At 71.7% G+C, this 20636-nt stretch carries 21 protein-coding genes; 11 read left to right on the top strand and 10 right to left on the bottom strand.

The window, feature by feature from the left end; genetic code table 11:
• Positions 1–71 precede the first annotated feature (71 nt).
• Positions 72–482 carry a pilus assembly protein CpaE gene (locus tag BJY16_RS03990; protein ID WP_221501878.1) on the bottom strand — a complete coding sequence of 137 codons (411 nt, stop codon included), beginning with the start codon at positions 480–482 and terminating at the stop codon, positions 72–74.
• Between the two features lie 234 nt (positions 483–716).
• Between BJY16_RS03990 and cspE the strand changes: the two genes are divergently transcribed.
• The gene (gene cspE, locus BJY16_RS03985) at positions 717–920 is read left to right on the top strand and encodes a transcription antiterminator/RNA stability regulator CspE (RefSeq protein ID WP_030442529.1); all 204 of its coding nucleotides are present in this window, start codon (positions 717–719) and stop codon (positions 918–920) included.
• 340 nt (positions 921–1260) lie between these two features.
• Here cspE and BJY16_RS03980 read toward each other — a convergent pair whose 3' ends face one another.
• The gene (locus BJY16_RS03980) at positions 1261–1977 is read right to left on the bottom strand and encodes a lysophospholipid acyltransferase family protein (protein WP_185037762.1); all 717 of its coding nucleotides are present in this window, start codon (positions 1975–1977) and stop codon (positions 1261–1263) included.
• Between the two features lie 101 nt (positions 1978–2078).
• Between BJY16_RS03980 and BJY16_RS03975 the strand changes: the two genes are divergently transcribed.
• Positions 2079–2972, top strand: coding sequence for a hypothetical protein (locus BJY16_RS03975; RefSeq protein WP_185037761.1), 894 nt, complete (start codon positions 2079–2081; stop codon positions 2970–2972).
• 87 nt (positions 2973–3059) lie between these two features.
• On the opposite strand, the gene BJY16_RS03970 is transcribed toward BJY16_RS03975, so the two are convergent.
• From BJY16_RS03970 to BJY16_RS03955, 4 genes are read right to left on the bottom strand one after another with little or no spacing between them, the layout of a single operon-like run.
• A complete protein-coding gene (locus BJY16_RS03970; protein WP_185037760.1) occupies positions 3060–4013 on the bottom strand; it encodes an ABC transporter permease in 954 nt (317 codons plus the stop codon).
• Positions 4003–4779, bottom strand: a complete 777-nt coding sequence (locus BJY16_RS03965; protein ID WP_185037759.1) for an ABC transporter ATP-binding protein — start codon at positions 4777–4779, stop codon at positions 4003–4005. The genes BJY16_RS03970 and BJY16_RS03965 overlap by 11 nt, the downstream gene beginning before the upstream one ends.
• Before the next feature lie 26 nt (positions 4780–4805).
• Positions 4806–5888 carry an ABC transporter substrate-binding protein gene (locus tag BJY16_RS03960; protein ID WP_185037758.1) on the bottom strand — a complete coding sequence of 361 codons (1083 nt, stop codon included), beginning with the start codon at positions 5886–5888 and terminating at the stop codon, positions 4806–4808.
• Between the two features lie 11 nt (positions 5889–5899).
• Positions 5900–6313: an RrF2 family transcriptional regulator gene (locus BJY16_RS03955; protein ID WP_185037757.1), complete on the bottom strand. Its 414-nt coding sequence runs from the start codon at positions 6311–6313 to the stop codon at positions 5900–5902.
• A 166-nt stretch (positions 6314–6479) separates the two neighbouring features.
• Here BJY16_RS03955 and BJY16_RS03950 point away from each other — a divergent pair, with 166 nt between their 5' ends.
• The 4 genes from BJY16_RS03950 (at position 6480) to BJY16_RS03935 (ending at position 11062) form a co-directional block, all read left to right on the top strand.
• The gene (locus BJY16_RS03950) at positions 6480–7787 is read left to right on the top strand and encodes a M16 family metallopeptidase (RefSeq protein ID WP_185037756.1); all 1308 of its coding nucleotides are present in this window, start codon (positions 6480–6482) and stop codon (positions 7785–7787) included.
• A complete protein-coding gene (locus BJY16_RS03945; RefSeq protein ID WP_185037755.1) occupies positions 7784–9103 on the top strand; it encodes a M16 family metallopeptidase in 1320 nt (439 codons plus the stop codon). Before BJY16_RS03950 ends, BJY16_RS03945 begins: the two co-directional genes overlap by 4 nt.
• Entirely contained in the window at positions 9100–10095 is a 996-nt protein-coding gene (gene nudC / locus BJY16_RS03940; RefSeq protein WP_239177631.1) for an NAD(+) diphosphatase, read from the top strand. The genes BJY16_RS03945 and nudC overlap by 4 nt, the downstream gene beginning before the upstream one ends.
• 85 nt (positions 10096–10180) lie before the next feature.
• Complete coding sequence (locus BJY16_RS03935; protein WP_185037754.1) at positions 10181–11062, top strand: phytanoyl-CoA dioxygenase family protein; 882 nt, start codon at positions 10181–10183, stop codon at positions 11060–11062.
• Between the two features lie 59 nt (positions 11063–11121).
• Here the strand turns inward: BJY16_RS03935 and BJY16_RS03930 are convergent, their stop codons facing one another.
• Complete coding sequence (locus tag BJY16_RS03930) at positions 11122–11364, bottom strand: mycoredoxin (RefSeq protein ID WP_185037753.1); 243 nt, start codon at positions 11362–11364, stop codon at positions 11122–11124.
• Positions 11365–11447: 83 nt separating this feature from the next.
• On the opposite strand from BJY16_RS03930, the gene BJY16_RS03925 reads away from it, so the two are divergent.
• The 3 genes from BJY16_RS03925 (at position 11448) to BJY16_RS03915 (ending at position 14528) form a co-directional block, all read left to right on the top strand.
• Positions 11448–13592 carry an ATP-dependent DNA helicase UvrD2 gene (locus BJY16_RS03925; RefSeq protein ID WP_185037752.1) on the top strand — a complete coding sequence of 715 codons (2145 nt, stop codon included), beginning with the start codon at positions 11448–11450 and terminating at the stop codon, positions 13590–13592.
• Between the two features lie 122 nt (positions 13593–13714).
• Positions 13715–14023: a hypothetical protein gene (locus BJY16_RS03920; protein ID WP_185037751.1), complete on the top strand. Its 309-nt coding sequence runs from the start codon at positions 13715–13717 to the stop codon at positions 14021–14023.
• 142 nt (positions 14024–14165) lie between these two features.
• Positions 14166–14528 carry a WhiB family transcriptional regulator gene (locus tag BJY16_RS03915; protein ID WP_185037750.1) on the top strand — a complete coding sequence of 121 codons (363 nt, stop codon included), beginning with the start codon at positions 14166–14168 and terminating at the stop codon, positions 14526–14528.
• Between the two features lie 307 nt (positions 14529–14835).
• Here BJY16_RS03915 and BJY16_RS03910 read toward each other — a convergent pair whose 3' ends face one another.
• From BJY16_RS03910 to BJY16_RS03900, 3 genes are all read right to left on the bottom strand, one after another.
• Positions 14836–16182, bottom strand: coding sequence for an ABC1 kinase family protein (locus BJY16_RS03910; protein WP_185037749.1), 1347 nt, complete (start codon positions 16180–16182; stop codon positions 14836–14838).
• Positions 16183–16260: 78 nt separating this feature from the next.
• Positions 16261–17340 (bottom strand): ThiF family adenylyltransferase, encoded by a 1080-nt coding sequence (locus BJY16_RS03905; RefSeq protein WP_185037748.1) that lies wholly within the window; start codon positions 17338–17340, stop codon positions 16261–16263.
• Positions 17341–17547: 207 nt separating this feature from the next.
• Positions 17548–17706 (bottom strand): DUF5679 domain-containing protein, encoded by a 159-nt coding sequence (locus tag BJY16_RS03900; RefSeq protein ID WP_014694545.1) that lies wholly within the window; start codon positions 17704–17706, stop codon positions 17548–17550.
• A gap of 474 nt (positions 17707–18180) precedes the next feature.
• Here BJY16_RS03900 and BJY16_RS03895 point away from each other — a divergent pair, with 474 nt between their 5' ends.
• A complete protein-coding gene (locus BJY16_RS03895) occupies positions 18181–18711 on the top strand; it encodes a M48 metallopeptidase family protein (protein WP_185037747.1) in 531 nt (176 codons plus the stop codon).
• Between the two features lie 1115 nt (positions 18712–19826).
• Complete coding sequence (locus tag BJY16_RS03890) at positions 19827–20423, top strand: hypothetical protein (protein ID WP_185037746.1); 597 nt, start codon at positions 19827–19829, stop codon at positions 20421–20423.
• Positions 20424–20636: the final 213 nt, after the last annotated feature.

The raw sequence follows: 20636 nt of genomic DNA, 5'->3' as shown, positions 1-20636 counted from the left end.
CTGATCCGGGGGCGCGCCGGCTCAGGCCGTCTCCCGGACCCCGGCCCGGGCCTGACCCGGGGCGCGCCGGCTCAGGCCGCCTCCCGGACCCCGGCCGCGGCGAGCAGGTGCAGCAACGCCGCCGCATACGCCTCGTCCGCCGACTCGCCCGGGAAACTGAGCGGCTCACCGAGCAGATCGAGCTCCACCCGGTACCCCTCGCCGTCCCGCCGCAGCGACCGGAACGTCCCGCCGAGCAGCTCCCGCAGCTGATCCTCGCGCGGCAGCCAGATGGTCTCCTCGATCTCCACGTCGTCGAGGGCCCACTCGGTCGTCCCGTTGAAGCCGATGATCCGGCCCTCCGGCCTGTCGTGGACCTGGATCGTCATGTTGCTGAGCACGAACATCTCGTCGTCGAGGTCCCGGTCGGGGATGGCGAACCGGTCGCCGAGCCGGGGCTTCCAGATCAGTCCGGCAGCTTTGAGCTGCCGCGCCTTGTGCATGCCGAGCACTTTTTGACCTCCGTACCCGTGCTAGGCTAACCAGCGTTGTCAGTTTGGTTCCCAAGTACTCAGGAGCGCCTGTGGGGAAGTCTGCCCCAGGCGCTCTTTGTCGTAACCCGGGTTTCTCCGGTACGGGCGATCAGTACGGCGACACGAGCCCCGCAGAATGCGGGTCTTATTACCTCGTTCTCGTCCAGAATGGGCGGAGAACGATCGACCGTCGAGGAGACGATCATGGTTACCGGCGTAGTGAAGTGGTTCAACGCGGACAAGGGCTTCGGATTCATCACCCCTGACGACGGCGGCGCCGACGTCTTCGCCCACTTCTCCGCGATCCAGATGTCGGGCTACCGCAGCCTGGAGGAGAACCAGCGGGTGGAGTTCGAGGTCACCCAGGGCCAGAAGGGCCCGCAGGCCGCGAACATCCGCGCTGTCTGATTAGCGCTCCTGCTCGGCGGCCACCGCCCGGTGGCTGCCGATAGCGCTTGGCTCGGTGCCGTACCCCTCGGGTACGGCACCGTTGTCGTTTCCGGCGACCCGCAGCCCCACCCCGCCTCGCGTCCGGACCGCACCGCGGCTCCCGGCGGTCCGGCTGGCTCTCCGGGGTGCCTCAGCCGCCCCGAGACACCCCGCAGGCCCAGCCGGGCAACCGCGGCGCGCGGCCGGCCGAGGCACAGGCAAGCGAAAAGGCGCCGAGGCACAGGCAGGCGAAGGGCGCCGAGGCACAGGCAAGCGAAAGGCCCCGGGCGCGCCCGGGGCCTTCAAAGATCGCTTTCGGTCAGACGGCCGCGGCGGGCCGGGGCAGCGGCGCGGTGCCGCCGAGGTGCGCCGGCAGCCACCAGCGGTCGTCGTCGTTCGCCGGCTTCTCCGGGTAGGCCCGCTGGACCGCGTCGAGCAGCGAGGACAGCCGCAGCTTGAGGGTCGCGGTGATCGCCTCCGGCGTGGCGCCCTCCGGCAGCGGGATCGCCTCGCCGATCTTGATCAGCACCGGCACGTGCCGCTTGGTGAGCTCCTTCTTCCGCCCCTTGGTCCAGAGCCGGTGCGGGCCCCACACCGCCATCGGGATCAGCGGCACGCCGGCCTCCTGCGCCATCCGCGCGGCGCCGGTCTTCAGCTCCTTGACGGTGAACGACTCGCTGATCGTCGCCTCCGGGAAGACGCCGACCACCTCACCGCGCTCCAGCGCCGTGGTGGCCTCGCGGAACGCCCCGGTGCCGGCCTTGCGGTCGACCGGGATGTGCCGCATGCCGCGCATCAGCGGGCCACTGATCTTGTGGTCGAAGACCGATTTCTTCGCCATGAAGCGAACCAGCCGCTTGGCCGGCTGGGCGCCCAGTCCGCAGAAGATGAAGTCGAGGTAGCTCGAATGGTTGCTGGCCAGGACCGCCCCGCCGGTGGTCGGGATGTGCTCGCCGCCCTCGACCTCGATCTTGAGGTCGAGCACGCGGAACATCGTCTTGGCCAAGGCGACGACCGGGGGATACACCAGTTCCATGGCAGCACGGTAGCGGACATTTCTGGGAAACGACTGGGCCGGGGCCACTTTCCCCCCAGGCGTTTCGGCGGCTGTCGGTGCCGTGGTGTTCACTGGTGGGCATGTCCGAGCCGCAGCCGCAGCCGCCCGTCTGGTCCCGGCCGGGCGGGACGTGGTCGTCGGGCACGGTGACCGCGTCCGGGGTGCCCTCGCTCGCGCCGCCGCCACCTCCGCCGGACCCGCCGGTGACGCCGCCACGGACCGGTCCGGAGCAGCGCCGCCGGCAGCTGCTGATCTTCGGCGGGATCGCCGGCCTGGTCCTGGCCGGCGGCCTGATCGTGCTGCTGGTGCTGACCTTCAGCGGGTCCGGCAACCCGTTTCGGGACAGGGCGTCCGCGCCCACCGACGTCCGCCCGCCGCTGGCCCAGGCCTGCCCGGCGCCGACCTCGTCGCCGAGCGACCCGGCCACCCGGCCGCCCGCCGCGCTGCCGCCGGTCACCGGCGCCCGGACGGTGGACGAGGAGGCCGGCATCTCCTACCGGAAGTACGGCGCGCCCTGGATCACCTGGGACGAGGTGTGGCGGGCCGGCACCCTCGAGGTGCCGTACAAGGTGGGCCAGCACTTCGTCACCGAGACCTACAGCGGCGGGCAGTACCACGCGTCGATCCTGTCCGCGGCGGTCCCGGCCGCCGACAACGACGCGGTCACGCTGGATCTGCAGTGCGTCGGCCGGCAGGTGGCCGCCGACGTCCGCGCCGAGTACTACCCGCAGCCCAACACGCTGGACCAGATCCGCGACGAGCTGACCACGCTGGGCGGCCGGCCGGCCTACGTGAGCGTGTTCCGGCTGCACTTCCGGGCCGCCGGGCTGACCGCCACCGAGGAGTTCTCCGCGGTCGCGGTGATCGACGTCGGCAAGCCCACCGCCGCGGTGCTCTACGTCTCGATCCCCGGCACCCACAAGCAGTTCGACCACGTGGTCGACGACGTGCTCGCGTCGGTCCGCCCGATCTGAGCCAGGCACGGCCGACAAGCAGAAACGCCGTTTCCGGTACGCCCAGCGCGTACCGGAAACGGCGAATCGCAAGCCGGAGCGGACCGGTCAGCTGCCGGTCAGTCCCCAGCGGCGGCGCAGCGCGCCGTCGGCCAGGTTGAAGAGCTGGTCGATCACGATGCCGATCACCAGCACCACCAGGATGTAGCAGATCACCAGCGGGGTGTCGGTCAGGTCGCGGGCGTTCTGCATCCGGACGCCGATGGACACCGTGCCGGGCACGATGACCAGCAGCTCACCGGCCATCAGGCTGCGCCAGGAGAACGCCCAGCCCTGCTTGAGCCCGGAGACGAAGCTGGGCAGCGACGCCGGCAGGATCAGGTGCCGGTAGCGGGACAGGCCCTTCATGCCCATCACCTGGCCCACCCGCAGCCAGGTCCGGGGCACGTAGTCGATGCCGCTGATCAGGCCGTTGGCCACCGACGGCGCGGCGCCGATCACGACCACGAACATGATCGCCTGCTCGCCGAGCTGGAACAGCAGGATGGCGAGCGGGAACCACATGATCGACGGCATCGTCTGCAGACCGGTGATCAGCGAGCCGATCGCGGCCCGCAGCGGCGCGAACCGGGACACCGCCGCGCCGATCACCGTGCCGATCGCCACCGCCAGCGCGAACCCGGTGATCGCCCGGGTCATGGTCAGCCGCACGCCGTCCCAGAAGTCGGCCGTGGTGACCAGGTCCCCGAGCTGCGGGAGGACCTGGAGCGGGGAGGGGAAGACGTAGCTCGGCTTCCATCCGCTGAGGTAGGCCAGCTCCCAGGCCAGCAGCACGATCGCGATGGCCAGCAGCTTCGGCCAGGCGCTCTGCCAGATCCGCAGGCCGAGCCGGCCCTTCTCCGAGCGGGGGGCGCGTTCGAGCGCGTCCAGGCCGCGGACCTCGTCCTCGCTCAGCGTCTTGATCTTCTGCGGCACCGGGCCGATGCCCTCGTCCCCGGCCAGGCCGTCCAGTCCGGCGCGGGCGCCCGCGTACTTCAGCGGGGCGGGGGGTTCAGTTGGCATGACGGGCGACCTCCGCGCGGAGCCGGTCGGTGATCTCGCCGGCCTGGGCGGAGACCTCGGGGGAGTCGATGCGCCGGGGGCGCGGGTGCTGGACCGGGAAGTCCTCGATCACCCGGCCGGGCCGGCTGCTCAGCAGGATCACCCGGTCGCCGAGGCGGACCGCCTCGCGGACGTTGTGGGTCACGAAGAGCACGGTCAGCTCCTGCTCGCGCCAGATCCGCTCCAGCTCGTCGTGCAGGATGTCCCGGGTCATCGCGTCGAGCGCCCCGAACGGCTCGTCCATCAGCAGCACGTCGGCGTCCTGGGCGAGCGCCCGGGCCAGCGCGACGCGCTGCCGCATGCCGCCGGAGAGCTCGTGCGGGCGCTTGTCGCCGAAGCCGCCCAGCCGGACGATCTCCAGCAGCTCGCCGGCCCGCTTCTTGCGCTCCGCCTTGCCGACGCCCTCCAGCCGGAGCGGCAGCTCGACGTTGCCGGAGACGGACAGCCACGGGAAGAGCGCGGCCTCCTGGAACATCAGGGCGACCTTGTGCCCGCCGGTCTCCAGGGTGCCGCCGCTGATCTGGTCGAGGCCGGCCACCAGCGAGAGCAGGGTGCTCTTGCCGCAGCCGGAGGCGCCCAGCAGGCAGACGAACTCGCCCTTGCGGACGTCCAGGGACACGCGGTCGAGGGCGAGCAGAGCATTGCTCCCCGACCCGTACGTCTTGGAGACGTTCTCGATGCGCACCACCGAGTCGGTGGCGACGCTGGTGGTCTCGAGGATGCTCATGCTCTACTCGCCCTCCCGTCAGTCCGTCAGGATGCCGCGGCGTCGCTGACCGCGGGCTGCCCGTTCGCCTTGAGCAGCTCGTTCAGCGGGCCGAGGTCGTAGATGCCCTTCAGGTCGACCGGCTTGAGCAGGCCGACCTCCTCCGCGTGCTTGGCGCTGGTGAACAGCGAGCCCGCGATCGGGTCGTTGGTGAACGTCAGGTTCTTGAACGCGGCGGTGAGGATCTCGTCCTTCAGCGGCTTGCTGGTCAGCGACTTGATCTGCTCGTTCGCCGCCTTCTGCGCGTCGGCGTTGTTGTCGGTGATGTACTTGACCGACGCGATGTGGCCCTGCAGCAGCTTCTTGACCGTGCCCGGGTACTCCTTGAGGAACTTCTGGCTGACGATCAGGTGCGTGGTGACGAACTGCTGGTTCGGCCACAGGGTCTTCTCGTCGACCAGCAGCTTGCCCTTGGACTCGAGCAGCATCTTGCTCAGGTTCGGCTCCGGCACCCAGGCGCCGTCGATCGAGCCCTGCGCGAAGGCCTGCACCGCGGTGGCGTTGTCCTGCGGCAGGATCGAGACGTCGCCGCCGCCGTTGGTGTCGGCGTTCAGCCCGTTCTCCTTGAGCCAGGCGCGCAGCGCGACGTCCTGGGTGTTGCCCAGCTGCGGGGTGGCGATCTTCTTGCCCTTGAGGTCGGCCGGGCTGTTGATGCCCTCCTTGACCACCAGGCCGGCGCCGCCGGAGGTGCTGCCCGCGATGATCTTCAGGGCCTGGCCGTTGGACTTGGCCCAGCCGTTGATCGCCGGGTTCGGGCCGATGTAGGTGGCGTCGATCGCGCCGGAGAGCAGCGCCTCGATCGCGGCCGGGCCGGCGTTGAACGTCTGGGTGGTCAGCTCGGTGCCGGTCAGGGCGTCCTTGAACAGGCCCTTGTTGACGCCGACCAGGGCCGGGGCGTGGGTGATGTTGGGGAAGTAGCCCAGCTTGAGGGTCTTCGACTCGGCCGCCGCCCCGGCGGGGGTGTCGGCCTTCTGGTTGTCGTCGTCGGACGATCCGCAGGCGGCCAGCGCGGTGGTGGCCGCGACCGCGGCGGTGGCAAGGGCGAGCGCACGAAGGGTGCGGGAGCGCATGCTCAGGACTCCTAGTTCTGCTTTATGGAGGTGCTGGAGAGTTCGGCCAGGGTCCGATGGTCGACCACGCCCTCGATGGCCGCTTCGACGGCGATCCACACGTCGTGCAGTGCGGTCGCCGCGCCGTGGTAGGTCGCGGTGGCGGTGGGGAGGCCGCGGACCGTGGTGAGCGCGCCGCCGACGGCGCGGACCACGTCACCCACGGTGATCTCCTCGGCCGGGCGGGCCAGGGCGTACCCGCCGTCGACGCCGCGGTGGCTGTGCAGCAGCCCGGCGCGGCGCAGGTCGAGCAGGATGCCCTGCAGGAAGCTCAGCGGGATGTCCTGCGCGGCCGCCAGCCCGGCGGCCTTGACCAGACGGGGGTGCGCCGCGGTGACCGCGAGCATGGCCCGGACGGCGTAGTCCGTGCGTGCCGATACGTACACCTCGGGGCCCCCTCCCTGCGGATCAAACTTCGCTTAATCTATCTGTTGGATGGGAATACTGGATCAGATGGGTTTGGTGCGTCAAGGGGCCGACCGGATGACGGGACTCCGCCGGGCCGCCACACGTAGTCGCGCGGGTGGTCACGCAGCGCGCTAATGTCACCTGGTGGCGTCCAGAATCCAGATCCCCGCGACGAAATATCCGGTTGAACGGTTCACCCTCGCCAACGGTCTGCGGGTGGTCCTCTCGCCGGACCGCAGCGCCCCGGTCGTCGGTGTGGCCGTCGTCTACGACGTGGGCATCCGCAGCGAACCGGAGGGCCGCACGGGCTTCGCCCACCTCTTCGAGCACCTGATGTTCCAGGGGTCGGAAAATCTGGAGAAACTCGCCCACTTCCGGCACGTGCAGGGCGCCGGCGGCAGCTTCAACGGCTCCACCCACCTGGACTACACCGACTACTTCGAGGTGCTCCCGGCCGGCGCGCTGGAGCGGGCGCTCTTCCTCGAGGCCGACCGGATGCGCGGCCCCCGGCTCACCGAGGAGAACCTGCGCAACCAGGTCGACGTGGTCAAGGAGGAGATCCGGGTCAACGTGCTGAACCGGCCGTACGGTGGCTTCCCCTGGCTGAAACTGCCTCCGGTGATGTTCCGCACCTTCCCCAACGCGCACGACGGCTACGGCTCGTTCGAGGACCTGGAGAGCGCCACCGTCGAGGACGCCCAGGGCTTCTTCGACCGCTACTACGCCTGCGGCAACGCGGTGCTCTCGGTGGCCGGCGACTTCGACGTGGCCGAGGCGACCGCGATGATCGAGCGGCACTTCGGCGACGTGCCGGCCCGCCCGGCCCCGGCGCTGCCCGACTTCGCCGAGCCGGACCTGGACGGCGAGCGCCGCGAGTCGTACGTCGACCGGATCGCCCCGCTCCCCGCCGTCGCCGCCGGTTACCGGGTGCCCGACCCGATCGGCGCGTTCGACGCCTACCTGCCGTTCTCGGTGCTCGCCGAGGTGCTCACCGACGGCGACGCGTCCCGGCTGGTCGAGCGCCTGGTCCAGCGCGACCGCTCGGTCACCAACGTCGGCGGTTACCTCGGCTTCATGGGCGACGAATATCAAGTGCGCAACCCGACCGCCCTGCTGCTGCAGGCGCACATGCCGCCCGGCGGCGACGCCGGCAAGGTGCTCGACACCATCGACGAGGAGCTGGACCGGCTGGCCGCCGACGGCCTCAAGCCGGGCGAGCTGGAGCGCACCCAGGCGCGGATGGCCACCCGCCTGCTGCACGGCACCGACGAGGTGCTCGGGCGGGCGCTGCCGATGGCCGTGCTGGAGCTGCAGCGCGGCCGGCCGGAGCTGCTCAACGAGCTGCCCAAGCTGATCAGCGAGGTCACCGCGGAGCAGATCGTCGCCGCCGCCGCCACCCTGCGGCCGGAGCGCCGCGCCACCGTCGAAGTCAAGCCGGGAGCCGGAGCATGACCAGCAAGACCCTGCCGGACCTGGTTCCGGACGCCGCGTTGACCCTGCCCCGCCAGGCCGAGCGCAAGCTGCCGAACGGGCTGACCGTGATCGCCATCCGCCGGGAGTCGGTGCCGCTGGTCGAGGTGCGCCTGCGCATCCCGTTCGGCCGGGCCCCGCTGGCCCCGGCCACCCTGCTCTCCCAGGCGCTGTTCACCGGCACCGGGACGATGTCGATGCTGGACATCGCCGCCGAGCTGCAGGCGGTCGGCGGCAGCCTGGCCGCCGGGCTGGACCCGGACCGGCTGCAGATCAGCGGCAACGCGCTCGCCGACGGCCTGGCCCGCACCCTGGAGATCCTGGCCGGCGTGCTGACCGGCGCCACCTATCCGGGCGAGGAGGTGGTCACCGAGCGGGAGCGGCTGGTCGACAACATCCAGGTCGCCCTCAGCCAGCCGGCGCACCTGGCCCGGGTCGCGCTGCTCAAGCGGATGTACTCGACCCATCCGTACGCGGTGCAGACCCCCGCCCCGGAGGAGGTCCACGCCGTCGAGCCGGAGGCCCTGCGCGAGCTGCACGCCGACCGGGTCCGCCCGGGCGGCGCCATCCTGGTGCTGGTCGGCGACATCGACCCGGAGCAGGCCATCGACGTGGCGGAGAAAACCCTCGGCGGCTGGACCGGCGAGGCCCGGGACGGCGGCGTCCCGCCCACCCCGGCGCTGCAGCCCGGCCCGCTGCTGCTGGTCGACCGGCCCGGCTCGGTGCAGTCCTCGCTGCGGATGGCGCTGCCCGCGCTGACCCGCACCGATCCGGACTACGCCGCGCTCACCCTGGCCAACCTGGTCTTCGGCGGCTACTTCTCGTCCCGCTGGGTGGAGAACATCCGGGAGGACAAGGGGTACACCTACGGCTCGCACTCGGTCGTCGAGCACTTCGTGGCCGGCTCGGCCCTGCTCGCCGCGGCCGACGTGGCCACCGAGGTGACCGGCCCGTCGCTGCTGGAGACGACCTACGAGCTGGGCCGGATCGCCAGCCTGCCGCCCGGCGAGGAGGAGCTGGAGCAGGCCCGGCGCTATGCCCTCGGCACTCTCCGGCTGGGCATGTCCACCCAGGCCGGGCTGGCCGGGCTGGCCAGCGTCTACGCCGGCTTCGGCCTGCGCCTCGACCATCTGCGCGAGCACTCGGCCGCGCTGGCCGCCGCCACCCGTGAGCAGGTCGCCGAGGTCGCGGCCAGGCACCTGGCCCCGTCCCGCGCGGTGACCGTGGTGCTCGGCGACGCGGAGAAGATCGAGGCCCAGTTGTCCGCCCTGACCGTGGTCGAGCGCAGCGCGCAGTGACCAGCCCCGAGCAGCCGGAGCAGCCCGACCTGGGCGGCGAGCAACCCGGCACCCCGCCGTTGGCGCGGACCACCCTGGACCGCGCCGCGCACCGGCGCAAGGACGAGGCCTGGCTGGCCGAGGCCTGGACCCGCGGGCTGGTGCTCGTGGTGGACCTGGCCAAGGGCGGCCGGGCACTGGTCACCGACCGGGCCGACGGCGGCGCCGCGCTGGTCCTGGTGCCGGCGGCCGAGGCGCCCGGGGCGGAGCGCTGGTTCCTCGGCGTGGACGTCGACGGCACCCCGCTCTGGACCATGGACGCCGCACTGCCGGCGGCCGACGGCACCCGGGCGGTCACCCTGCGGGACATCGGCCACCTGCTCGACGACCGGGACGCCGGCCTGTTCACCGCGGCCGCCGCGCTGGCCAACTGGCACGCCAGCCACAAGTTCTCCCCGCGTACCGGCGAGCCGACGGTGGTGGTGGAGGCCGGCTGGGCCCGCGCCGACCCGGAGGGCCGGCTGATGTGGCCGCGCACCGACCCGGCGATGATCGTGGTGGTGCACGACGGCGTGCCCGGCCCGGCCGGTCGCTGCCTGCTCGGTCACAACGCGGCCTGGGGCCGCGGCGCGGACGGGCTCACCCGGTTCTCCTGCCTGGCCGGTTACGTCGAGCCCGGCGAGTCGGCCGAGGCGGCGGTGGCCCGCGAGGTGCGCGAGGAGGTCGGCATCCGGCTCAGCTCGCTGAGCTACCAGGGCAGCCAGTCCTGGCCCTATCCGGGCTCGCTGATGCTGGGCTTCCTGGCCACCGCGGACGCGTCCCAGCCGCTGCGGCTCGACCCGGAGGAGATCGACGAGGCGCACTGGTTCTCCCGGGACGACATCGCCAAGATGATCGCCGGTGGCTTCGTGCACCCGGAGACCGGCGTCCCGATGAGCCTGCCGATGCGCTCCTCGATCGCCTTCTACCTGATCGAGAAATGGCTCGGTGGTAGTGGTCAAGGTCACGTTTAACCGGCTGATCAGAGAATTTCTCGTTTAACAGGCAACCTGGAGGTGGTCCCGGTGCGTCAGACTTACAAAGACGAGAGGGGATCCGATGACCCAGGTGGAAGCGCCGGCGTGGACGCCGATGTCCGCGGAGGAGCGGGAGGCGTTCGACCGCGATGGTTACATCATCGTGCCGTCGGTGCTGAGTGAGAGCGAGATCGAGGCCGGCCGGGCTGCGATCCTGGGGTACTACGAGAAGGCGAAGGCTCAGGGCGAGCTCAGCGCGACCGGTGCCCTGCACCGGCTCTCGCCGGTCAACTACGTGCCGGAGCTGGCCTTCCTGCTCGACCACCCCAAGGCTTTCAAGTACATCTGGTCGCTGCTCGGGTGGAACGTTCACGTGTACCACTCGCACATCGATGTCCACCCGCAGCTGCACGAGCAGCAGAAGCAGTGGTGGCACTGGCACCAGGACGGCGGCCGGCAGAACCGGGAGATCGAGACCGACCCGCGCCCGATGCTGTCGGTGAAGCTGGCGTACTGGTTCTCCGACGTCAGCGAGACCGGCCGGGGCAACTTCACCGTGCTGCCCGGCAGCCACAAGACCAACTGGCTGCCCGGCCCGCCGAGCCGTGGCGTGCCGTGGCCGCAGCCCGAGGGCGCCGTCCAGATCACCGCGAACCCGGGTGACCTGGTCGTCTTCGACCGGCGCATCTGGCACGCCCGGTCGGACAACTACTCCGACATCACCCGGGTCGGTGCCTTCTTCGGCTACACCCCGCGCTGGATCGCGATCCGGGACGAGGTCGCCGACCTGCCCGGCAAGCCGGAGTGGGAGTCGATGACCGAGGTGCAGAAGCAGCTGCTCGGCGGCTTCGGCAAGGGTGACGGTGACCACCAGTGGGGTCACTACCCGGAGACCACGCCGCTCTACGGCGCGCTCAAGGAGCGGGGTCTGCTCGACTCCAGCATCCCCGCGCTGATCCCCTGATCCGCTGACACGAGGAAGGGCCGTCCCTTCGGGGACGGCCCTTCCTCGTTGCGGCAGACTCAGGCGGACAGCGCCGCGAGGTGCTGCTTCACCTGCACGATCGACGGGTTGGTCAGCGCCGAGCCGTCGTCGAACTTCAGCGTGGGAACGGTCTGGTTGCCGCCGTTCACGCTGCGCACGAACGCGGCCGAGGCCTCGTCCTGCTCGATGTCCACGACGTCGTAGGCGATGCCCTCCCGGTCGAGCTGGCTCTTCAGCCGGTGGCAATACCCACACCAGGACGTCGAGTACATGGTCAGCATCGGTCAGGGCTCCTTCGGTACAGGTCACACGGCGGTGCGGCTGAAAAGCACAACGCCCGGCGAGGGTGTCATGATTCCCTACCGTGCGGACTGAATCGGTGCTGGCCGGCCTCGACCCGGATCAGCGGACGGCGGTGACGGCCCCGGCCGGTCCGGTCTGCATCCTGGCCGGCGCCGGCACCGGCAAGACCCGGGCGATCACCCATCGGATCGCGCACCGGACACTGTCCGGCGAGATCAACCCGCGGCACGTGCTCGCGGTGACCTTCACCGCCCGGGCCGCCGCCGAGATGCGCGCCCGGCTCACCGGCCTGGGCGCCGGCGCGGTGCAGGCCCGCACCTTCCACGCCGCCGCGCTGCGCCAGGTGCGCTACTTCTCCGCCCGGCTGCTCGAGGGCCGCGGCATGCCGGAGCTGATGGAGAGCAAGGTCCGGGTGGTCGGCCTGGCCGCCGCCCGTGCCGGGGTGCGCGCCGACCGGGCGGTCGCCCGCGACCTGGCCAGCGAGATCGAGTGGGCCAAGTCGTCCCTCGTCGAGCCGTCCGAATACGCCGTCGCGGCCGCCAAGGCGCTGCGTGAGCCCCCGTTCGAGCCGGCCCGGGTGGCCGAGGTGTTCGCCGCCTACGAGTCGCTCAAACGCCGCCAGGGCGTGATCGACTTCGAGGACCTGCTGCGCGCCGCGGTCTGGGGGATCGAGGAGCACGGTGACGTGGCCGACCAGATCCGGGCGCAGTACCGGCATTTCGTGGTCGACGAGTACCAGGACGTCAACCCGCTGCAGCAGCGCCTGCTGGAGGCCTGGCTGGGCGGCCGGGACGACCTGACCGTGGTCGGCGACGCCAGCCAGACGATCTACTCGTTCACCGGCGCCACCTCGTCGTACCTGATCGACTTCCCGCGTCGCTGGCGCGGCGCCGTGGTGGTCCGCCTGGTCCGGGACTACCGCTCCACCCCGCAGGTGGTCGGCCTGGCCAACGCGGTGATCCGGCAGGCCCGGGGCACCGAGGCGAAACTGCGCCTGGAACTGGAGGGGCAGCGCCCGTCCGGGCCGGAGCCGACGCTCAAGGTCTTCCCGGACGAGCCGGGCGAGGCGAACGCGGTGGCCCGCCGGTGCCAGGAGCTGATCGCGTCCGGCACGCCGGCCAGCGAGATCGCGGTGCTCTTCCGGACCAACGCGCAGTCCGAGTCGTACGAGGAGGCGCTCGCCGAGGCCGAGGTGCCGTACGTGGTGCGCGGCGCCGAGCGGTTCTTCGAGCGCGCCGAGGTCCGTCAGGCGATGGTCGCCCTGCGCGCCGCGGTGCGGTCCACCCCCGGCGAGACCCCGCTGGTCGAGGCGGTGGTCGAGGGGCTGTCGGCGACCGGCTGGAACCGTTCGCAGCCACCGCCGGGCGGCGCCGCCCGGGAGCAGTGGGAGGCGCTCGCCGCCCTGGTCACCCTCGCCGAGGAGTACGCCGCCGAGCCGGTCATCCTGCCGATCGGCGAGGCCGGCCGGGTGCAGCGCGAGGTCACCCTGGCCGCCTTCAACGAGGAGCTGGCCCGCCGCGCCGAGCAGCAGCACGCGCCGACCGTGGCCGGGGTCACCCTGGCCTCGCTGCACTCCGCCAAGGGCCTGGAGTGGGACGCGGTCTTCCTGGTCGGGCTGGCCGACGGGACCCTGCCGACGACGTACGCGAAGACTCCCGAGCAGCTGGAGGAGGAGCGCCGCCTGCTGTACGTCGGCGTGACCCGGGCCCGTCAGCTGCTCTGGCTCTCCTACGGCCAGTCCCGGGCGCCGGGCGGCCGGGCCCGCCGGCCGTGCCGTTTCCTGCCGCAGCTGGAACGCTCCGGTGGCACCTTCGCGAAATCCACCACCGCGGCCCGGAGTCAGAAAATTGACCGGCGGCCGCCCAAGGTGTCCTCCTGCCGGGTCTGCGGGGCCACTCTGCTGGCCGGCGCCGACCGCAAACTGGGGCGCTGCCCGACCTGTCCGTCGGACATGGACGAGGACCTTTTCCAGCGGCTGCAGCAATGGCGGGCGAGCACCGCCGCGGAGCTGAAAGTCCCTGCGTACGTCGTGTTCACCGACGCCACCCTGGTGGCCGTCGCGGAACGCCGTCCGTCCGATCCTGCCCAGTTGCTTTCGATCGCCGGAATCGGCCCGCGGAAGCTGGGCCAGTACGGCGACGCCGTCTTCGCGTTGGTGGGCGGCGCGAGCCCCGATGATCTTGGCCGAAAAAACTTTGAAAACTAGTCGGTTAATTCGTTTGCCCTCTCCTGTAGGGCAGGCATAGCCTCAGGACACACCTTGCCGGGGAACCATCCCGGGCGAGATCAAACGACGAGTGCAGTTTTTTTACGGAGGAGGTGGCACCGATGAGGATCAACAGCCTGCTGATGCGTCCGTCGCTGCTGCCGTCTGTCTGCGCTCCGTCTGCTCCGCTGCCCGCCACCGCCGCTCCGTCGGCGCTGCTGGCCGCTGAGCGTGTCCTGGCTCCGCAGGCGCACCAGATCCACAGCCAGTCCCAGGCCGAGCTGGGCGAATGGGCTGTCGAGCGGGTGCTCGTCGGAGCCGTCGTGGGCAGCACTGGCACCAACGGCACCACTGGGTTCAAGGGCAACGCCATCTCCAGCAAGCGTTACACGGATGGTGACGGTGTCCCGCCTCGAGGAAGGCCGGTCTGACAGACCAGACCTCCGGCTCACCTCGAGGCCGCGGAACCCCTAACCGGGATCCGCGGCCTTAATTTTTTGCCGGCTCACAGGCCGGTGCACCACCCGGAAACGATCCAGAAGATCGAAGAGAAGAGAGAGGTGACCGGGCTTTATGAGTCTGGCGCTGGCCCCGATCGACATCACCGTCGAGATCGAGGCGAACCTGCCCTGTCGGAAGTTCGACCCGGACCTGTGGTTCTCCGACTCCCCGGCCCAGCTGGAGCTGGCCAAGTCGCTCTGCGGGGACTGCCCGCTGCGCGTCGAGTGCCTCGCCGGCGCGGTGGAGCGGAGCGAGCCCTGGGGTGTCTGGGGCGGCGAGATCTTCGAGCGCGGCGCCGTGGTTCCGCGCAAGCGGCCGCGTGGCCGTCCGCGTAAGGCCGACGTCGCTCGCGACGCCGAGCTGGCCGTCGAGGTCGAGGAGCGGCTCGCCGCGAACGGTCTCGAGACCCGCAACAGCGTGCGGCTGGCGGCCTGAGATGACCGACCTGACCCTCCCCACCGAGATCCGAAAGCCGAGCACCGAAACCGTGCGTCCGAATGGAGCCATGAAAGTGAGACTCATCCAAGAAGCGTTGTCGAGGGCTCGAATGCGTCAGCCTCAGAGTGACCGTGCACCTGAGGCTTACCGTTCCGCCCGCCGCATTGCCATGGAAGGCCGCAAGCAGGCCGCCCGTGAACTCGGCGTCGGCGGTTACTAGATCCCCCGATGAAGACCCGCTACCCAGGGAATGACGAAGCCCGGCCGCAGCAGCGGCCGGGCTTCGGTCTGTCGTGATTGTCTGTCAGGCTGCCGGGGCGAAGCCGGGCAACCAGTCCTCCAGGATCTCCCGGTAGGCCGCCTCGGCCTCCAGCTGGCAGAGGACCCCGATCGAGCCCAGCGTCACCCGGTGGATGAGCAGGTAGGACGGTGGCAGGTTGAGCTTGCGCCCGAGCTGGTAGGCCGGCGACCGGGGGTTGGCGAGCCGGGCCGCCTCGCCGCGCAGCCAGGCGCGGGTGAAGCGGAACCGCTCGACCGCGACCGGCTCGATCATCGGGCGCAGGAAGCCGAGCACCGCCTCCGCGTCGATCGGCTCGTCCGGCCGGATGAAGCCCTCGTCGCGCAGCCCGTCGGCGACCGCCTCGGCGTCGCCGTCCAGGGCCAGCCGGACCAGCCGCCCGATCGGCTCGGGATGGCCCTCCGGCAGCCGGGCCACCGCACCGAAGTCGATCACGCCGAGCCGGCCGTCCGGGAGGATCCGGAAGTTGCCCGGGTGCGGGTCGGCGTGCAGCAACCCGGCCATGGCGGGCGCGGAGAAGTGCAGGATTGCCATCAGCCGGCCGGCCTCGTTCCGCTCGGCCTCGGTGCCGTCGGCGATCACGGCGGCCAGCGGGGTGCCCTCCACCCACTCGGTGACCAGCACCCGCGGCGCGGACGCCACCACCCGCGGCACGAAGATGTCCTCGTCGTCGGCGTACGCCTCGGCGAAGGCCCGCTGGGTGGCCGCCTCCATCTCGTAGTCCAGCTCCTCGACCACCCGCTCGTGCAGCTCGGCGAGGAGCGGCTTGACGTCGATCCCGGGCTGGATGATCTTGAACATCCCGGCCAGCCGGGAGAGCTGCTTGAGGTCGGCGACCAGGGCCTCGCCGGCACCCGGATATTGCACCTTGACCGCGACCGGCAGCAGCTGCGGCTTCCCGTTGCGCCGGGCCGGCGGCAGTTTCCAGACCGCGCGGTGCACCTGGCCGATGCTGGCCGCCGCGGCCGGGCTGTCGTCGAACTCGGCGAAACTGTCCCGCCAGTCCGGTCCGAGCTGCTCGGCGAGCGCCTTGTGCACGCTGGCCACCGGCATCGGCGGCGCGGCCTCCTGGAGCTTGGTCAGCGCCTGCCGGTAGGGCCCGGCCATCTCCTCGGGCAGCGCGGCCTCGAAGACCGACAGAGCCTGGCCGAACTTCATGGCCCCGCCCTTGAGCTGCCCGAGCACGCTGAACAACTGCTCGGCGGTGCGCTGCTGAATGTCCGCGGAGATGACGTCGGCGGCGATCCCGACGGCCCGCTTGCCCAAGCCCAGCGCGGTCCGGCCGGCGAAGCCGAGGGGCAGTGCGGCGAGCTTGGCCGTCCGGGAAGCCGCGCGGCGCGGTATGTCCGTCACCAGATCATTGTGACCGACGCTCGGCGCTTCCTCTGCCCGTCGAACCCTGGTTTGCCAGGTTATGCGACAAAGGTTCGATTAAGGATCGGGGTTTCGGCGCGCCGACCGGCGGCACGCGCAGCCCGGATGCGGCTTCCAACTGCGGCGGCGGAAGCGGCCGGGCGCGCTGATCTCGACCGCCGCGCCGAGCGTCTCCGGGGTGCCGCCGTCCAGGAAGGTCAGCACCTCGGCGGTGGCGAACCCGGTGGCGGCCAGCACGGTGGCCACCGCGCACGGCTCGCCGGCCGCCGGACCGGGCGGCGCGGGCGCGCCGGGCCACCCCGGGTCCCGGTCCCGGCGGTGCAGCTCCAAGCAGTGCAGACAGGGCCGGCCGGCGGCCGGCACGAACGGGCCGACGACCGCCGCGCCGTCCCGGATCCGGACCGCCAGGTGCGGCTGGCGCCGGGCGGCGTGCCCGGCCGCGACCAGAGCGACCGGCTGGTCGTGGGCGAGCTGGACGACCAGGGCGACCGGCGCGCGGCGGACCTCGCGCACCTCGGTGCCGGGCGCGGCCCGCTGGATCGCGGCGGCCACCGCGGTGTGCAGCGGATCGCCGAGGTCGGCCGCGGTGAGCGGGCTGCCGGCCAGGTCACCCGGCCCGACCATCCCGGAGAGATCCGGATGGACGTGTCCCACCCCGGCCTCGGCCAGGGCGACCGCGACGGTGGCGCCGAGCCGGCCGCGGCCGGTCACCACCACCCGGGCGGCCCGTCGGCGGCGCAGGACGCGAGCCGGTGAGGCGAGTGGGGCGCCGAGGGCCAGGGCGGCGGCCTCGCCGGTCAGCCGGCGCCGCTGGTCGCTGGGCAGGCCGGCCGGCAGCAGCGCCGCCGCGGGCAGCACCAGGCCGGCCCGGTGCAGCAGGTCGAGCAGCTGCCGGGCCTCGTCCGGCGGCACCCCGAGCTGGGCGGCGTGCAGCAGCACCTGCCGCTCCGGGCGGTGGCCGTCGAGCAGGTCGAGGACCCGTGCCAGGCGCGGGTCGGGCAGCTCCAGGCGGACGGCGCGAGCCGGATCCAGCCCGAGCTGCAGCTCCGCCGGCCCGCGCCAGACCCGGGTGAGCCCGGGTATCAGGGTGGGCCGGGGCAGCGGGGAGCGTACGGGGAGCCGGGATGGAAGCGTCATGAGTGACAGCGTGTCACTGGAGGGCTGCGGAGAGAGTTGGTTATCCACAGCCCTGCGGTGCGCTCCCCAGCGTTATCCACAAGCCGAGGTCGGTTATCCACAGGTGGATACACCGGGCTCCGGATAACTCAACGTGCCGGTTCGGACACGGTTACGGGCCGCCGGGGAGAGCGGCCGGCGTGGCCGCCTCCCCGGAACCGCAGGTCACTACTTGGCCTTGCCCAGAATCCGGTTCATCGTCGTCCCGCAGACCGGGCACTTGCCCTTGGCCATGTTCATGCCGGTCTTGGAGACCTCCACGTTGCCCTGGAAGTCACGCTTCTCCTTGCACTTGACGCAGTAGCCGTTGTACGTGGTCTCGGCCACGGTTCCTCCTCGTTCGTGTCGTCGGCCGCTGGGCCCCGTGCCTCTGTCGCGGCGACGGGCGCGAACCTGTCTGCGGCGCTGACCGCGCCAGGCGGCCACGTGGATGTGGCCATCCGTCCGGGGCGTGGACTTACCCAGGTCAGGCCGGTTCCATGTCATCGCGGCGTCGGCGGTGTCGCCGACGACGTGAGTGTGCCGGGAGGAAGTGCCCTTTTCGTACAGGTTTGCCGGGACACGCCGGTGATTCCCTTCATAACGGCACGAAAGGGAGTTGCGCCCCGAGTAGCCCACTGAGTCGACGATGGTCTAGGTTGACGGCTGTCTCAGATGTTGCCGCTGAGGAAAATTTTTTCGGGTATATGCGGACGTAACACTCGTATTCGCCGACAGTCATTGGGCGTACTCTTGCGGTGACCAGGGTCTCGCGGATTAGCGTCTCAACGTGAACCCGAATCTGGGCCGCGCGAGCCGGTAATGGCCCGCGCGCGCAAACCTGTCGTGGAAGTGCGGCGCAGTCAGCGTCGGCGCAGGACGGTGTCCGCCTATCGCGACGGCGAGCGCGTGGTCGTGCTCATCCCGGACCGGTTCTCGCGCGCCGAGGAGACCGAGTGGGTCGAGCGGATGCTGGCCCGGCTGGCCGCCCGCGAGGAGCGGCTCCGCCACACCGACGCCGAGCTGCTCGCCCGCGCCCGCCGGCTCACCGCGCGCTACCTGGACGACTACGCCGACCTGGTCGCCCCGGCCAGCGTCCGCTGGGTGACCAACCAGAACGGCCGCTGGGGTTCCTGCACCCCGGACGACGCCACCATCCGCATCTCCCACCGCATCCAGGAGATGCCCGACTGGGTGATCGACTACGTCCTGCTGCACGAGCTGGCCCACCTGGTCGTCCCCAGCCACAACGCCCGCTTCTGGGACCTGGTGAACCGCTTCCCGAAGGCGGAGCGCGCCCGCGGCTACCTGGAGGGCGTCTCCGCCGCCGGCTCCCTGGTCATGGCCGAGTAAAAGGCCTGCTCATGGCCGCGTGACAGCCAAGGCCGCAGGTCCGCCCAACACCCCATTTCGGTACGCGGTAAGCACCCATCCCACGCCCTCCTCCACAGCCGTGGCCCACCGCTGCTGCTGTCCGCAGCGGGTCCCGCCGGACCGAGTCCTCGCGCCGCCCACCCGCGCTCCGTATCCACAGGCGGATCCGCGCGACCGCGTCCTTGTGCCGCCCCACCGCGCTCCGTATCCACAGGCGGATCCGCGCGACCGCGTCCTTGTGCCGCCCCACCGCGCTCCGTATCCACAGGCGGATCCGCGCGACCGCGTCCTTGTGCCGCCCCACCCGTGCTCCCTATCCACAAGCGGGTCCGCGTGACCAGCTCGGCCACTGCCTCACCGAGTCGGCCCCGGGTGTCCAGCGCCGGGCGGCGTACCGGAAATCGGCAGCCTTGGCGGCAGACCACCGCAAGCGGCGCACGGACCGCAACCCAACCCGCCACCGCGACCATGAGCGGACAGGGTGGGGCGGCCGGGTCGTGGGCAGGGCGTTGCTGGCGTGGTGACCTGCGGTGACCGGTGGCGGGCCGGATGGTGCGGCCGGGTCGTGGGCAGGGCATTGCTGGCGTGGTTACCTGCGGTGACCGGTGGCGGGCCGGATGGTGCGGCCGGGCTGTGGGCAGGGCGTTGCTGGCGTGGTGACCTGCGGCGGGCCGCACGGTGCGGCCGGGTCGTGAGCCGGGCGTTGCTGGCGTGGTGACCTGCGGTGACCTGCGGCGGGCCGGATGGTGCGGCCGGGTCGTGGGCCGGGCGTTGCTGGCGTGGTGACCTGCGGTGACCGGCGGCGGGCCGGATGGTGCGGCCGGGCTGTGGGCAGGGCGTTGCTGGCGTGGTGACCTGCGGCGGGCCGGACGGTGCGGCCGGGTCGTGGGCCGGGCGTTGCTGGCGTGGTGACCTGCGGTGACCTGCGGCGGGCCGGATGGTGCGGCCGGGCCGTGAGCCGGGCGCTGCTGGCGTGGCAGCCGGCCGGCGACTGGCGGCAGGCCGGGCGGGCGCGGCCGGGTCATGAGCGCCCGGACCATTCGGCTGGTGGGGAGGCGGGCGTTGGGCGGCGCCGGCCTGGGTAGGGTGCTGGTGTGACGCGGCGTGTGGTGGTGGCGATGCTGGTGCCGGTGCCGTGGAGTCCGCCCGGGGTGGAGCTGACCGCCTGGCGTGCCGCGCTCGCCGAGGACGTCGTTGACCTGCTTGCTCGGCTGGCTCAGGCGGAGGCGGCGATCGCCGCTACGCCGGAGGACCGGGCGCTGGCCGAGGAGATCGCCTGGCCGGGGATGCGGATTTATGAGATTCCGCAGGCCACCGTGTTGCCGGTGTTCGCGGCGGCCAGTGCGGACGGGTTCGACCAGGCGGCGGTCATCGCCGCCGACGCGCCGGACGTGCCGGGGATGATCCTGGGCAAGCTGCTGCGCCCGTTGGAGAGCAAGGCGGTCGCCGTCGCGCCGGGCGGACCGTCCGGTGGACTGCTCGGTGTGGCCACCGGGCTGCCCGCGCCGGACTGGCTGGCCGACCACGACCTGGACACCGGCTCCGCCCAGAAACTGCGCAAGACCGCGCCCGCGCCCGGCGATGTCACCTCGACCCCGCCCTGGCGCCGGCTACGCGCTCCCGGCGACCTGGCCACCCTGGACGTCGCCCTGGAAGGCTGGGACAACACCCGAGCGATCCTGGGCGGCTGAGTTCTCCCCAGCAGACCGAGCGCGCAGGGCGTGGCAGTCGAGCGCGCAGGGCGTGGCAGTCGAGCGCGCAGAGCGTGGCAGTCGAGCGCGAAGGGCGCGGCAACCGAGCAGGACGCGTGGGGTGGAGCGGCAGTCATGCGGGGCGCGGCGTGACAGTTGAGCGTGGCGCGGTAGTCCAGTGCGCCACGGCGCGGCAGTTGAGCGCGCCTGGCG

It is taken from the genome of Actinoplanes octamycinicus (assembly GCF_014205225.1).
Classification (GTDB): domain Bacteria; phylum Actinomycetota; class Actinomycetes; order Mycobacteriales; family Micromonosporaceae; genus Actinoplanes; species Actinoplanes octamycinicus.
Note: the sequence above shows the minus strand (reverse complement) of the source record. Positions and strands in the feature narration are given on the sequence as shown.